Consider the following 15,294-nt stretch of genomic DNA (forward strand, 5'->3'; position numbering starts at 1 on the left):
AAATCAAATAATCACTATAAAGATCAAGCATATCCATTTAATTCCCTCCCTAAAATTAAGGGCGGAATTCTAATGCTTTTTAGTCAAACTACAAGTTTATGTGCGTAACATGAGTAAATTAGTTATGTCTTGTTCTTTAGGGTAAGGCGCTGTTAAGAAAATAGAGATGTAATGCTTGCTTTCTTGTGGAAATAAATCGTTGGTGACTGCAAATAAAGTTGGATTGGCAATAATTAAGCCGGTTTCTTCTTTAACCTCTCTGCAGGCGCATTCTTCAAATTCTTCGCCGAATTCTAAATGGCCGCCGGGAGGACCCCAGGTGGCATTGCCATGGCTTTGCTGTCTTTGACCTAGTAATAACTTATCTTGGTCAAAGATTAGCACACCAATGCCTACTCTGGGGTAGTTAGTCTTACTGCTATCCTTCATCGCCTTCTAAGAAGCTTCTTAGTTTTTCTGAGCGAGAAGGGTGGCGTAGTTTTCTTAAGGCTTTAGCTTCAATTTGGCGGATACGTTCACGAGTTACGTCAAATTGTTTACCAACTTCCTCTAAAGTATGGTCAGTATTCATTTCAATACCAAACCGCATCCGTAGAACTTTAGCTTCCCGAGGTGTTAGGGTCTCGAGGATTTCTAGAGTCGCTTCGCGTAATCCTTCCGCTGTAGCCATATCAATAGGTGATTCAATATTGTTGTCTTCAATGAAGTCACCAAGATGTGAGTCATCATCATCGCCTACAGGCGTTTCCATGGAAATAGGCTCTTTAGCAATTTTTAGTACTTTACGGATTTTATCTTCGCTTAGCTCCATCTTTTCTGCTAGTTCTTCAGGTGTTGCTTCGCGGCCTGTTTCTTGCAGAATTTGACGCGAGATGCGATTCAGTTTATTGATAGTCTCAATCATATGAACTGGAATTCGAATAGTGCGCGCTTGGTCAGCAATGGAACGGGTAATAGCTTGTCTAATCCACCAAGTAGCATAAGTTGAAAACTTATAACCGCGACGGTATTCGAACTTATCTACCGCTTTCATCAGACCAATATTGCCTTCTTGAATTAGATCCAAGAATTGCAACCCGCGATTGGTGTATTTTTTGGCAATGGAAATGACTAAGCGTAGATTTGCTTCCACCATTTCTTTTTTAGCACGTCGTGCTTTAGCTTCACCAATGGACATCTTACGGTTGATGTCTTTGATTTCCAGAATGCTGAGATTGTACTCTACTTCAAAAGAAGCAAGCCTTGATTGTAAACGTAGAATTTCCTCGCGATATTCTTCGATGCGAGTTAAATCTAATTTTTTACCATGCTTACTAAGAATCGTTTCCAGCCAGGTTAGATCGGTTTCTTGACCTGGGAAAGTATCAATAAATAATTTTCTAGGAATACGTGCTTTTTCAATACAAAGCCGCATGATACCCCGCTCAAATTCACGTATGTGATTACGTAATTGGCGGAAATGACGAGTTAGGCGATCCACCTGTCTTGAGGTTAACTTCAGTTTTAGAAAGGAGTCAGACATTATCTCCAGCAGCTTTGTCGTTTTGCTGCTGCTTTTTCCATGAGTTTTTAGAGCATTGACTGCGTTTTCAAAAGACTCTCTTAATTCGTCAAAATAAACTTTTGCTTGCTCAGGATTTGGGCCATCATCCACTTCACCTAAACCACCTTCGCCCTCACCATCCTCATCGTCCGAATCTATATCCATAATGACGTTATCTTGCTGAACTTCATCCAGCATTGAACCTATGCTAGAAGCAGGTGCAACTTCTTCATCTGAATCTGCAAAACCACTAATAATTTCACTAAGACGAATTTCTTCGGCATTGAAGCGATCATAATCGTCAAGCACCAGTTGTATTGTCTCTGGATAATGTGCCAAAGATTTAAGAACTTGGTAGATCCCTTCTTCAATACGTTTAGCGATGCGTATTTCACCTTCACGAGTAAGAAGTTCAACAGTCCCCATTTCACGCATGTACATGCGGACAGGATCAGTGGTTCGGCCAGTTTCTTTATCTACAGAAGCAAGTACCATTGCCGCTTCTTCGATATCTGGAACTTCTTCAGTGTTTAATAATAAGGCGAGCTCATCTTCACTTGGTGGCTGTTCAAAAACCTTAATATTCATGCCTTCAAGCATGCTAATAATGACATCAAAATGTTCTGTATCTACTATATTTGGTAATAGATCATTAATTTGACTATAAGTCAGATAACCTTGTTCCTTACCCAGGCTGATGACTTTGGTTATTTGTGAGCTTTGCTGTTCTTGGTCATTCATGGTCATAGGCACTTCTTTTTTAAGGACAATTAGGATTTACAAAAAGTTTTTGATTATAAACTGGCTGGATACAACATGCTAGTCTTTCATTTTTTTTATTTTTCACTGTTCACCTGTTGATGTCGGTTTTTCAATAACTCTTGCAAATTTATTCGTTCACCTTCTGATAATCCCTCTTGTCGTGATTTAGTTATAAATTGTTTTATAATCAATTCCGTATTTTGCTTTTGTAAAAACAAAACAATATCGAGAAATTCTTTGCTAAGTTCTGCTTCGGGTACTTGATGATCCCAAAAAGCTAGCTTACTTATTGCCTCAAAATAGGGCGTTTCTCGCCATGCTTCAATCAGCGATGCCGTATTGGCATGCGGATTACCTTTCAATTGTAGTAGCAATTTCAAAAAAATGTGGTGTTCATGATCATTAAATAAATTTAAATTGATCTTTTGCGCATTAGGTTGATAAAGTTCAGGGTATTGTAAGAGGAGTGCAATCGCAATTCTAAGTGGGGTTCGCGCTATGTTTGAGTTTTGCTCTATCGGTTTAAGTTCGGATGAGGTGCTGTTAAGGAGTAAGCTTAAACGATGGGTATCAATATGGGTTAGTCGAGATAAATCATCGAGCATTAATTGCTTATAAGGGCTTTCTTCTATTTTTTCTAATAAGGGTTTCGCCGCATTAATTAACTGGGTCTTTCCGGCAGGGTTGGTTAAGTTAATCTCCTTTGCCAAAGTATCAAATAAAAGGCGATGCAGAGGAATAGTGCTTTTAAAGCGCTCTAAAAAAGACTCTTTGCCTTCTTCCCTCACTAAACTATCAGGGTCATGCCCATCAGGTAAAAACATAAAGCGTACATCAATTCCACTGCCTAAATGAGATAAACAGCTTTCTAAACCTCGCCATGCTGCTTGTTTACCTGCAGCATCGCCATCAAAGCAGAAGACAATTTGTTTACAGTGTTTTGCTAAAAGTTGAATATGATAAATGCTAGTGGCTGTGCCTAAAGTGGCTACTGCATTAGAAATCCCGTGCTGAGCTAAGGCAATAACATCCATATAGCCTTCAACGACAATGATAAACTCGGGGTTTTTCTGTTGCGATAAGAGTTGATGCAAACCATATAATTCACGGCTTTTCTGAAAAATTACGGTTTCAGGAGAGTTTAAATACTTAGGTTTTTGGGAGGCATCAAGTACTCGACCGCCAAATCCAATGATTCGCCCGTGGCGATCATGAATGGGAAACATAATTCTATTGCGGTAACGATCGTAGAGCTTTCCCTCGTCGGTTTTTATAAGCATACCGGTATTAATTAATTCAGTACGGGCACGATTAAAGGTTTTTTCGAGCTGGTGCCAGCCTTCAGGGGCAAAACCGAGTTGATATAATTTAGCAATAGCACCACTTAAGCCGCGGTTTTTTAAATAATTAATCGCCGCTTGACCTTCATATTTTAATTTTTTTTGATAGTAAACCGAAATTTCAGCGAGTAATTTATATAAATCATTTGCGGCATTATTTTTTTCATTATTCCCATCGCGGGGGACAGTCAGTCCCAATCGCGTGGCTAAAATTTCAATTGCTTCAGGGAAGTTATGATTTAAATAATTCATCACGAAACTAATAGCATTGCCGGAGGCACCACAGCCGAAGCAATGATAATATTGTTTGCGTGCTACCACATTAAATGAAGGGGACTTTTCATGATGAAAAGGGCAACAGGCGACATGACTGCTACCTCTTTTTTTTAAAGGAACATAACTATCGACTAATTCCACTAAATCCGTGCGGCTAAGAAGCTCATCAATGAATGGCTGTGGTATTAAGCCAGACATCTTTCTAGCTCAATTTAGCCTTGATAAGCGCACTGACTTGAGACATATCGGCTCTTCCTTGCAGCTTAGTTTTTAATTGCCCCATGACTTTACCCATATCAGCCATTTTTTCTGCGCCAGTATTAGCAATAGCCTCGTTAATTAATAGCTCAATTTCAGCGGCAGATAAGGGCTCGGGCATATATTTAGAAATAACGGTTAATTCGTATTGTTCTTGCGCCACTAAGTCATCACGGTTTGCTTTCTCATATTGGGCAATAGATTCTTTACGTTGTTTGGTCATTTTATCTAAAATGACTAACATACGTTCTTCGTCTACTTCAATGCGTTCATCCACTTCAATTTGCTTTATAGCGGCAGTAATAAGACGTAGAGTATTAAGAAGCGCCTTATCTTTCGCGCGCATTGCATCTTTTACATCGTTATTAAGTTGTTCTTTAATAGACATGTTTCTTCCTCAAACGCAAAAGGCCACATAATGTGACCTTGGCAATCTTTTTGATTCTAATAGCCTGATTAAAATGAATCAGTGCTAAGTAAACAACAGCAATTACTTACGTCTGTGTTTTGTACCACGTCGTGATGCAGACGTATCACGAGAAATCTTTTTCAAATGACGTTTGACTGCAGCGGCTTGTTTACGTTTACGTTCTGCGGTTGGTTTTTCATAAAACTCACGACGACGTAATTCAGTTAAAATACCGGCTTTTTCACAAGAGCGCTTAAAACGGCGCAATGCATATTCTGGGTTCTCGCCTTCTTTTACGCGAACTGTAGGCATTAAACGTATCCTCTGGTTATTTGATCTTATAGGTGGGCAATTCTAGTGCTAGTTGAAGCAGCCGTCAAGTTTAATCTTCTAACTTTTGCATAAATTTTATTGAACTGTATTAATTAATTCATAATAAAGCAAAAAAAGCACAACTCAAATTGATTAGCGAAACTATATTATCTACTTATGATATAATCTCCCTTTATAAATCGAGTTGTTTTGGGGTAAGTATGCGGGTATTAGGTATTGAGTCTTCTTGCGACGAAACCGGTGTGGCTATTTATGATTCGAAGGATGGATTATTAGCCCATGCCCTACATTCACAAATTGCAACGCATCGCACCCATGGTGGTGTAGTTCCGGAACTTGCTTCCCGGGATCATGTGAATTATGTTATTCCTTTAGTTGATGAAGTATTAGCCACGGCTCAGCTAAATAAACAGGATCTTGATGCTATTGCTTACACTGCCGGCCCAGGACTTATTGGCGCTTTGTTAGTAGGCGCATCTTTTGCTAAAAGTTTTGCTTATGGTTTAGGAGTCCCAGCTTTGGGAGTTCATCATTTGGAAGCACATATTTTAGCTGCGCAAATGGAAACACCGAGTTTAGATTTCCCCTTCATTGCGTTATTAGTTTCAGGCGGCCATTGTCAGTTAATTGCAGTCAAGGCTTTAGGCGAATATGAATTGTTAGGTGATACCTTAGATGATGCGGTGGGAGAAGCCTTTGATAAAACAGCAAAATTAATGGGTATCCCTTATCCGGGCGGGCCTGTTTTAGCAGCACTTGCTGATCAGTGTGAGACCACTCCCTATCGTTTTCCTCGTCCCATGACCGATAGGCCGGGGTTAGATTTTAGTTTTAGCGGACTTAAAACCTATGCTTTAAATACCTGGAACCAAAGCCAAAAAGAAGAAAAAGATCGCATGGAGATTGCTAAAGCTTTTCAACACGCCGCAGTAGAAACTTTAATTATTAAATGTAAAAGAGCTATTGAGCAAACTGGTTGTACTCGACTGGTGGTTGCTGGCGGCGTTGGTGCTAATAAAGCATTACGTAAGGCGCTTCATGACTATCTTACAACAATCAAGGGAGAAGTTTTTTTCCCAGCTTTAGAATATTGTACGGATAATGGGGCTATGGTCGCTTATGCTGGATGTTTGCGTTTACTACAAGGTGAGCGAGATCCCAGTGATGGGGTATTCGTAAAAGCACGCTGGAGTTTGGCTAATTTAAGTGACTAAGCAGGGCAAAGGAATCTAATTGTAAAGAGTTGATAACGGAACATCCTGTATTCCGTGCATTATTCCGTATCTAGTCCCTATCCTCATGCAAAAGTGTATGTATATCGAACATAACGATCAATAAGAGGGTAATTCGGTGGGCTTAACTGTGCACTAGTTAGATGCCTTTGCCTGCTAACTAAAGGCTAAAATGGACAAATATAATGCTTTTTGTTATCCTTTGATTTTTTTGAGGTTTTTAAATGACAAATGATGAAGGCTTATCCCCAGCCGTGCTTAGACGTCAACTATCAGTAACTTACACTCACAACGGGGTCCAAACCTCGGATGATCCTGATTCTTACGAAGGGGAGGAGCGCAGATCTCATCAAAAATCACTGCTGAGAGACCATCCCAATACCGGCTATGCTGATGCTATTGTTCGTACAACGCGGCCTACCTTTTTCCAGCCCTTTGCTAGGGTCTCTGACTTTTTGGAAACCGTTTTAGATCCGATTATAACTCCTACCTATTTGGCCTTTAAAAGTTTAAATTATTTATTCCATGTGGTGAAAAATGCTTTAAGTTTCCTTATTGATGGTGGATTTGCGTTATTAGTTAGACCCTTCAGCAAAAAAAACAGTGAGATATCCTTTAATCTTGCTGCAATGGACTTTATGGAAATGCGACATAATTTTTTACGGTCTGTAATTTATGCTGTGGCGAGTGTTTTATCGTTTATTGATAATTTTGTAAAGTTATTTACTCGTACTAGTGCATCTTTAGTTGAGCCCATTCTTGGATCAGCTGAGGATGAAAGCACCTGCTCTATGTCTTTTAATAGCTAAGCTCTATCCACACCTTAGCTCAACAATGCTTGAGCTAAGGCTTATCCTATATTTTTAGGGATGTCTGATGAATTAAACGAGATAGTGGTGTTACTCATGTCTTTTATTTCATTGTCCGGCTGATGTTTAATATAAAAATAAATAGCAAGAACAGCTAAAGCAACAATGACAATGATAGCAATAATCCCAATATACTCATTGATTAAATCTTTTTTGTTCATGATCTTCTCGCTATAAGTCTTTTCCTATAATTATGGTTCTTCGCAGGCTCCAGGGATTAAAATTCTAATGCTTTTTTAAGTACTTGTGCACAACCTTGTAAAGCTTCTTTTTCTTGTTCAGACATCACAGGCATAAACACTTGCTCAACTCCATTTCTTCCTAGCACACTTGGAAGTGACAAAGTGACCCCGAAATCTTGTTGATAGCTTCCAATAGGAATGATTGCCTGTTCATTCCTAAGAATGATTTCAGTAATGCGTGCACAGACCATTCCTATGCCATATTGGCTGGCATTGTTGCCTTCAATAATACTAATGTTGGCATATTTTACTTCATGTTCAATGTGCTCTTTTAGCTTTTGCTGCTCGTTGCCTAGTAAGGAGCTTAAGGGTTGACCGCCGAGATTTACGGAAGACCATAAAAATACTGACGAAGTTCCATGCTCACCGATAACAAAGGCATGCACATCAGCGGGGTTAATTTTAAAATGCTGTGCTAAATGGAAGCGAAAACGTAAGCTATCTAAATAGGTACCCGCACTTAATACATTTTTATGGCCAGCAAGTTGTAGTGCTACATCTGCAAGTGGATCGGGTGGATCGGTCACAATCAAAATAATCGCATCTGGGGCGTTTTTTACTAATTGAGGAATCAGCTCTTTAAATATCTCTGCATTAGTTTTTAGTAGTTTGAGCCGGCCTACTGGATCATGGCGATCAGTAGCGCCGCCGGTTTTTTCATTAACTCCTGCAGTGACCATGATTAACTGAGCGTCTTCTAAATCAGGATAATCACCAGCTCTTATTGTGGTCCTTGGGGAAAGTAGGGCGCCATATTGCATATCGGTAGCTACCGCTTTTGCTAGGCTTTGAATTCTATCAACCAAAATAATTTCTCGTGCGCAGCCCCGCATCAAAGTTGCCATAGCACAGGCCTTACCTACGCCTCCGGAACCTATTATCCCAATTTTCATGATTTCCTCATTAAGCCATCAAAATTTCTATTGATTATAGCTCAGATTAACATGAAGCAGGCGCTTGCTTTTTAACCGGCAAAATTTGTAAGTGGAGATGGCAAATTGAGGCTCTCCTAAGTTGTCTTCATTATTAGCGGCTGGTTTTTATGGTTGGCATGGTTTTTGAATAGGATCTCTTATCAATGATAGGGAGATTAACCATGATTAACAAAAGCCTGTTTTTCAAAAGTTTGCCTTTAGTTGTGTATGTAGGTATTTCATTGTTCCATAGTTTGAGTGTTTTGTTTTAGAATTTATTTTGTTAATTTTGATCAGCTAGGTACAATGCTCCTCTAGATATGGTGTTTTAAACCATAGAGTAAAGAGATTATGAGCAACCCCTATTTTAATTTAATTCGTACTGTCTGGTCCAATGCCCTTCCTTGGCGGCGAGCGATTGTAGGCTATTACTTAGCCTTTATTATCGCTCAAGGCTTTATGAGTTTAAGTCCTTACGCGTTTGGGCGAACTATCGATCTCTTACAAACTTTTAGCCAAGACAAATTTAAAGAAGTTCTTTTTTGGCTTTTTTTTGGCGTGGCTTTGGTTCCTTTATTTTGGTTGTTTCATGGGCCTGCGCGCGTAGTAGAAAGAAAAATAGCCTTAAAAATTCAACAGGCTTTTCGCATTAATTTGTATGAGCAATTAACCCATCTACCCTTAAAATGGCACCAAGATCATCATTCTGGGAATATTATAACGCGTGCTAATCGTGCTATTACTGCTTTATATCGTTTTGCGGAAGATCAATTTATTTATATTGAAACCATCGTGAAGTTCATAATCTCTATTGCCTTTTTGCTGTGGATCTCGGTGCCAGTAGGAGTAGCCAGCCTATTCAGTTGTATTTTGGCTACTTCGGTGGTTATCGCCTTTGATAAGAAGTTGATTCCTTTGTATAGCGAAGAGAATGAGGTCGATAATAAATTGGGGGCGGTATTTTTTGATTATATTAGCAATATGACTACTATTCTCACTCTTAGGCTAGGTGATCTAACCCGCTCTAATTTATGGCAGCGTATTTTGGCCTATTGGCCTTTTTTTAATAAAGAAGTCGTTTTAAATGAAGTTAAATGGTTTGCGATGGGTATTGCTCTGTCTGCCATGCAGTCCCTAATTCTTATCGTTTATATTGTTTATAGTTTAAAAAAAGCGGATGCAGTTTTAATTGGAACCATTGTCATGATTTTTAGATATCAATGGGACCTCAGTGAGGTGTTTTTTAATTTAAGTGCTCATTATAGTGATTTGGTGCATAAGGATACAGACATCCAGGGCTTAAAACCGATTTTAGAAGATATCGAAAAACTAGCTCATAACCCTATTGGCGCAGCTTTAGCGAAGGAGTGGCATACCCTCTCAATCCATTCCCTAAGCTTTCATCATGCCGGCCACTCTCGTGCGGGTAGAATAAAAAATATTCAATTTAAATTCAAAAGAGGAGAAAAAATCGCCTTAATAGGAACGAGTGGGGCAGGTAAAAGTACTTTACTTAATTTATTATCAGGACTTTATACACCAGAGCAAGTCCACTTGCACATTGATAATAGTTCTTTTAATACCTTAGAACCGATACAAGCAATTACTACCCTCATTCCTCAAGAACCCGAACTTTTTGAAAACACTATTCTCTTTAATATAACGATGGATTTAGAAGCCAAACCTGAGGAAATCACTGAGGTGGTCCATTTAGCGGGATTTGCACCGGTACTAAACACTCTCCCTTCTGGTTTAGCAACTGACATTCGCGAAAAGGGTTTAAATCTATCGGTGGGACAAAAACAACGCTTAGCGTTAGCGCGAGGTTTATTTGCTGCTCGTTTCAGCTCTCTTATTCTAATGGATGAACCTACTTCAAGCGTTGATTTGGGCACTGAGAAAGCTATTTTATCCGGCATTATAGATACATTCACCGATGCGGCAATGATTGTATCTTTGCATCGGCTGCATTTATTACCCAAATTCGATCGCATTATTATGCTCGATCACGGTGAAATTATTGCCGATGGTACTACCGAAGAGTTACTAAATACCCCAGGGCCTGTGCAGGCCTTATGGCATAAATATCAAATTAATTAAGGATATGAACATGAAATTAGCAATAGGGTTGTTATTAGGCGTGTTTGTTAGCAATGAAGGGCTTGCGCAAGCAACGACCCGAATTGAACAACTAAATAATGATAAGGTTACCGTTTGGAAAACCTTAGTCTATCCTTCCGATCAACAAAAGCTACCCATGCATCGCCATGAGCACGATCGTGTGGTTGTAGCATTAACCGATGGGGAGTTTAAAATAACTAATGATCAGGGCAAAATACACTATTGGAAGTTAGAAAAAAATAAGGCTTATTATCTAGCTCGCGATCCTGTTGATGAACTACATAATGACGAGAATATAAGCAATCATGTCATTAAGGTCATGGTCATTGAGTTAAAGAATTGATTATTTGAACGCCTTGGAAAACCTAGCAAATCTAAATAAAGACATAAGCGTTTACACACCTATTAATAATTTTGCTAATCAAACTATCGTGATTGCGAACGAAGGGAGGCAAGCAAGAACAGAGTCCTAACGAAACATCAAAAGGAGGTCGCTTCGCCAAGACTCTTAAGGCCCTGCTTTTTTGATGCACACAAACATCAAGGATCGCCGGCCTGGTGGAGATTATATTTTCAAGTCGGTTAATTTATTTATTAACAACAACCCGTATTGCTTGCAATTTCAGCGTAGCATTATCCATATAATGCTTGTTTTGAGTAATTTCTTCAGCAATAAAATGAAGCTCTTCATCACGAACAGCAGGGTTTACTTTTTGAAGTGCTTCTAGGCGTTGCAATTCATATGTCATCTGTTCATGCATCTTTTTTTGCGCATTTTGGATGGTTTCTGCCATTTGTTGTTCTGCCAGCTTATTGCTATGTTGTAAAATTGTTTCAATAGTGGAATGAATTTGTTTCACAATAGGGTAGCCAAGGTGTCGTTTAACGGGCTGGCACATGGCGTTGAGCTGGTTAAAATCTAAAATTTTAGATAAATTCTTACCGCTGACATCCATTAATAGTCGAATAGGGGTTAAGGGTACAAAACGATCTAATTGTAAATATTTCGGTGCGGCGCAATTAATAGTATAAAAGCTTTCTAAAAAGACCGTCCCGACGGGAATGCTTTTTATAGAAATAGTAGTAACGATCGCATTACCTAAATCACTATCTAAGGTCATTTCCATGCTTTCATGAACCATCGGATGTTCCCAACTGAGAAATTCGATGTCCTCATGAACTAAGGCTTTAGTTCGTGAATAGGTAACCACCGTGCCATCCTCGTTTAATCCAGGAAAATGACTGGTGCGCATATGCCCTGTGGGACGAAGGATTTCAGTATTCTCGGAATGATGCTCGTGTTCAATCCCGTATTCTTGAAATACTTTGGCCATGTACGTTTCTAACTCGAGGACATTCTCCTCAGCTTCTATTTCTGCAATTAAGGTATTAGCGATTTCAATATTGCACGAATTCATTTCAAGCAATTTATCACGCCCTTCATGTAATTTTTGATTAAGCTCGGTTGTGTATTCTTTAGTTGCTTTAATTAATTGCTCTAATTGTTCAGAACTGTGTTCATTGTTTTCGATCAAGGGGTTTAATTGAGGGGCAAAATGCTGGTAAATAGAAAAACCTACAGAACAACTTTGCTCAAAAAGATTAATACCCTCATGGTACCAGCGGAATAATAACTCCTGTGCTGTTTGGCTTAAGTAGGGTACATGAATTTCAATATCATGCCGTTGACCAATGCGATCTAGCCGGCCAATCCTTTGCTCTAAAAGATCTGGATTTAAGGGTAAATCAAATAAAACTAGATGATGGGCAAATTGAAAGTTTCGGCCTTCACTGCCGATTTCAGAACAAATAAGCGCTTGTGCACCGTTTTCGGTTTCGGCAAAATATTCTGCTGCGCGATCTCTATCAATAATCGATAAACCTTCATGAAAGGCCGTACTACGAATTCCAACTTTTAATTTTAAATGATTTTCTAAGGCTATAGCAGTTTTAGCCTTGGCACAAATTACTAATACTTTCTTGGGAAATAAATGGTTAATCTGCTCCACGAGCCAATTAACCCTTGGATCATGCTCAAGCCAAAAACCATTTTCTTGTAAAGCTTGTTCTGGATAGAGGGGATCAATGCTTTTTAATTGATAAAGCGAACTATAAATTGGCGGACAGGGGAGGGGATAATAATGCAGTTTTCGCTCAGGGAAACCTTGAATTGCAGCACGCGTATTGCGGAATAATACTCGTCCGGTTCCATGTCTATCTAATAAATCTTTGATAATGGCTTGTACATCCTCAGTCTCACAATCCCCTAAATAGGTGCTTATTTGAGTGTAAAGTTCTTTATTTAAGGGTTCGTCTGGATGTTTATCTTTATGCTCTATTAGCTTTTGTACTAATTCATTAATCGCTTTATATTGTTCTTCCTCCCTTTTAAAACGAGAAAAATCATAAAAACGGGAGGGATCTAATAAACGCAAACGAGCAAAATGACTTTCAATCCCGGCCTGCTCGGGTGTGGCAGTTAACAATAATAAACCTTTACTTTGCGCTGCTAGTTCTTCTACATAAGCATATTCTGGACTTACAGCAGTTTCAGACCATTCGAGATGATGCGCTTCATCGACAATCATCAGATCCCACTGCACTTCTAAAGACTGTTGGTGCGCTTCTTTATGATGCATTAAAAAATCGAGGCTGCATAATATGAGGTCTTCAGTTTCAAACGGATTGGCTTGATTATTGGTTTTGGTCCAGTTGAACTCTTCCTGTTCAGCTTCGTCTAATTCTGACTCCACTTCATTTAAACGGTCGTAACGATTTTGATCCATAATCGTAAAATGTAAATTAAAACGACGAATCATTTCCACCAGCCACTGATGAATTAAGGCTTCAGGGACGACTACCAATACTTTTCGAGCACGGCCCGTATGAAGTTGGTAATGCAAAATCATCCCTGCTTCAATTGTTTTGCCCAGTCCCACTTCATCAGCGAGAAGCACTCGAGGTGCATAGCGTTGTGCTACTTCACTTGCGATATAAACTTGGTGCGGAAGGTGATTGGTTCTTGAGCCTAAGAGTCCTCTAACTTTAGATTGCTGCAAACGATTTAAATGATTAAGGGTTTCAATTCTTAATTTAAAGGCTTCGATTTTATCCAAAAGACCACTAAAGAGTCGTTGTTCTGGGGTATTGAGTTTGATAAAACAGTTAAGCGAGATTTCCGTAATGTGGAACTCTTCTCCTGTTTCGTCAACGCCAGAATAAATGAGTAAACCTTGGTGTTCATTGACAGCAGTAACGGTAAGCTTTTGCTGCTCATTGGTGTTGATTTCTTCACCTTCTTTAAAGATGATCCGACTTAAGGGTGCATTATCAATGGCGTAAATACGTTCTTCTTCAGCAGCAGGGAAGTTAATGCTTACTTGCCTTCCTTCTAACCTAGTAATAATACCTAATCCTAATTGTGATTCAGTGTTACTTATCCAACGTTGGCCAATTGTAAATGTCATTCAATGTTCCTGTAAGTCTAAACCTTATAATTGTATCAATTTTTGTTATAATAGCCATTAATTTCACATTTGCAGACCTAAATTTTAATTGTCATTTTATGAGTAATGTAGTTATTTTTTATAAAACATGATCATTAATTGACATTTTTGGTGATGACTGTATTATATGAAATTTAAACTATATTGAGGAAAACTATGTTATTGCGTGGATTAAGACGGGCAGCAATGCGTTTAGAACAGCTTAGTCATTCGCTTCCTCTGGCGAGCTTGGCACGGAGGTATCTTTTTAAAGCCTGAATTTAGCTCCATAATGAGTAGGCCAATTCCTAGTGAAAATTCGGTGGCAGCTGATGTTCTTACTCCTAATCCTGCGGTCAAAATTAATGCTCTAAAAGCAGCAGAGCTAATTAAAAAGGATTTTTTAACCAGTCATCACTATTATGCAAAACAACAATCTTTAGACGGCATTAATCATGTCATCATCTATCATAACGCTACCCTTAGTTTATTTGAAAAAAAATTCGATGGCTCTTTGGTGGAGCTGGTAAACGCAGTTACTCCTGCTTTGCAAACTGCTTATAATGTTGTGAAATCTATCGCCCATCTTTCTGTATGGTTAACTATTATTTTAGATTCCATCGTTGCAAAAAATGAAAAAGATAATAAACATTTAACCGAGCTTTTAAGTATTAAAGCGCACTTAGCTCTTTTAACTAAATGTGATGATAAATTAATTGGCAGCGAATTATTAGCTCTTAGCCAAATGAATGAGTTGATTGATAAGATTATAGACGTTAGGTCTATTAAAGAAATTCAAAAAATACAAAAACAGTTTTTGTTAACCATGTCGACGGCTAATGTGCGGTATTCTCAAAGAGCAACGGAATTGCAACTGACTGGCTTGGAAGAAATCCTTACTACCTGGTTAACAGCATATAAGCTTAACTTAAAAAATAGCCGGGTCTTAGTAGTTTGTGCCCATGGTCCTAAACAAGACTTAGTCGAAACTCAGTATTTCAACCATTTATATAAACGATTTGGTTTATTTGATGCAGAGCAGCTGGGTTATATAATTCCTGTACCCATGTTGACCGAGCAATTAGCTAACATAGATCATGAACACTTGCTTAATTTTTTAAGACGGCATCAAATGAATGCGCAAATTGGTAGACAAATGTTGGATGATCCAACAGCCATGAATCGAGATGTCCTCGGCCAATACGCCCCTGCGGTGTTAAAAAAACAATGTCCTATCCAGCAAATTTCCGCTGTGGTGGGTACTTTTTTTGCCACCACACCGAAAGACAGGGGCTTGGATTCTCAAGATCCCGTTCCTCCTTCCTTAAAATAATATAACTGGGTTTTAATGTGCTATGTTTTAAAATCAAGTCCATGATTTTTTTAGTTATTTACTCATGTTACGCACGGTCAATTTTAAGCTGCCATATTTTTAAGCTCCTGCCAAGCAATCTGGTTCGCTCTAAGAATCAATTTGTACTTAATAGCAAAGTGATTTAAATGAGTTTTT

The 15,294-nt window shown here is 38.8% G+C and carries 14 protein-coding genes; 6 read left to right on the forward strand and 8 right to left on the reverse strand.

Annotated elements, in window-relative coordinates; genetic code table 11:
* Window positions 1–96: 96 nt before the first annotated feature.
* From ELY15_RS08735 to rpsU, 5 genes are all read right to left on the reverse strand, one after another.
* Complete coding sequence (locus tag ELY15_RS08735) at window positions 97–429, reverse strand: NUDIX hydrolase (protein WP_127099285.1); 333 nt, start codon at window positions 427–429, stop codon at window positions 97–99.
* On the reverse strand, window positions 419–2,290 hold the full coding sequence (gene rpoD, locus ELY15_RS08740) for an RNA polymerase sigma factor RpoD (protein WP_127099286.1): 1,872 nt from the start codon (window positions 2,288–2,290) through the stop codon (window positions 419–421). The genes ELY15_RS08735 and rpoD overlap by 11 nt, the downstream gene beginning before the upstream one ends.
* 89 nt (window positions 2,291–2,379) lie before the next feature.
* The gene (gene dnaG / locus ELY15_RS08745; protein ID WP_127099287.1) at window positions 2,380–4,119 is read right to left on the reverse strand and encodes a DNA primase; all 1,740 of its coding nucleotides are present in this window, start codon (window positions 4,117–4,119) and stop codon (window positions 2,380–2,382) included.
* Between the two features lie 4 nt (window positions 4,120–4,123).
* A complete protein-coding gene (locus ELY15_RS08750) occupies window positions 4,124–4,567 on the reverse strand; it encodes a GatB/YqeY domain-containing protein (protein WP_127099288.1) in 444 nt (147 codons plus the stop codon).
* 102 nt (window positions 4,568–4,669) lie between these two features.
* A complete protein-coding gene (gene rpsU, locus ELY15_RS08755) occupies window positions 4,670–4,900 on the reverse strand; it encodes a 30S ribosomal protein S21 (protein ID WP_127099289.1) in 231 nt (76 codons plus the stop codon).
* Window positions 4,901–5,121: 221 nt separating this feature from the next.
* Here rpsU and tsaD point away from each other — a divergent pair, with 221 nt between their 5' ends.
* Complete coding sequence (gene tsaD / locus ELY15_RS08760; protein ID WP_127099296.1) at window positions 5,122–6,135, forward strand: tRNA (adenosine(37)-N6)-threonylcarbamoyltransferase complex transferase subunit TsaD; 1,014 nt, start codon at window positions 5,122–5,124, stop codon at window positions 6,133–6,135.
* Between the two features lie 242 nt (window positions 6,136–6,377).
* Window positions 6,378–6,962, forward strand: coding sequence for a hypothetical protein (locus ELY15_RS16375; RefSeq protein WP_199744194.1), 585 nt, complete (start codon window positions 6,378–6,380; stop codon window positions 6,960–6,962).
* Between the two features lie 41 nt (window positions 6,963–7,003).
* On the opposite strand, the gene ELY15_RS08770 is transcribed toward ELY15_RS16375, so the two are convergent.
* A complete protein-coding gene (locus tag ELY15_RS08770) occupies window positions 7,004–7,183 on the reverse strand; it encodes a hypothetical protein (protein ID WP_127099290.1) in 180 nt (59 codons plus the stop codon).
* A 56-nt stretch (window positions 7,184–7,239) separates the two neighbouring features.
* Window positions 7,240–8,157 (reverse strand): lactate dehydrogenase, encoded by a 918-nt coding sequence (locus ELY15_RS08775; protein ID WP_127099291.1) that lies wholly within the window; start codon window positions 8,155–8,157, stop codon window positions 7,240–7,242.
* 372 nt (window positions 8,158–8,529) lie between these two features.
* On the opposite strand from ELY15_RS08775, the gene ELY15_RS08780 reads away from it, so the two are divergent.
* Both ELY15_RS08780 and ELY15_RS08785 read left to right on the forward strand, forming a co-directional pair.
* Window positions 8,530–10,278, forward strand: a complete 1,749-nt coding sequence (locus ELY15_RS08780; protein WP_127099292.1) for an ABC transporter ATP-binding protein — start codon at window positions 8,530–8,532, stop codon at window positions 10,276–10,278.
* A 10-nt stretch (window positions 10,279–10,288) separates the two neighbouring features.
* Entirely contained in the window at window positions 10,289–10,642 is a 354-nt protein-coding gene (locus tag ELY15_RS08785) for a hypothetical protein (RefSeq protein ID WP_233586582.1), read from the forward strand.
* 244 nt (window positions 10,643–10,886) lie between these two features.
* Here ELY15_RS08785 and rapA read toward each other — a convergent pair whose 3' ends face one another.
* Window positions 10,887–13,766: an RNA polymerase-associated protein RapA gene (gene rapA, locus ELY15_RS08790; RefSeq protein ID WP_127099294.1), complete on the reverse strand. Its 2,880-nt coding sequence runs from the start codon at window positions 13,764–13,766 to the stop codon at window positions 10,887–10,889.
* A gap of 310 nt (window positions 13,767–14,076) precedes the next feature.
* Between rapA and ELY15_RS08795 the strand changes: the two genes are divergently transcribed.
* The gene (locus ELY15_RS08795) at window positions 14,077–15,117 is read left to right on the forward strand and encodes a hypothetical protein (protein WP_127099295.1); all 1,041 of its coding nucleotides are present in this window, start codon (window positions 14,077–14,079) and stop codon (window positions 15,115–15,117) included.
* Window positions 15,118–15,158: 41 nt separating this feature from the next.
* Window positions 15,159–15,284 (forward strand): hypothetical protein, encoded by a 126-nt coding sequence (locus ELY15_RS16530; protein WP_255411079.1) that lies wholly within the window; start codon window positions 15,159–15,161, stop codon window positions 15,282–15,284.
* The last annotated feature ends 10 nt before the right edge of the window (window positions 15,285–15,294 follow it).

Source organism: Legionella sp. km772 (assembly GCF_003989735.1).
In the GTDB taxonomy this organism is placed as follows: domain Bacteria; phylum Pseudomonadota; class Gammaproteobacteria; order Legionellales; family Legionellaceae; genus Legionella.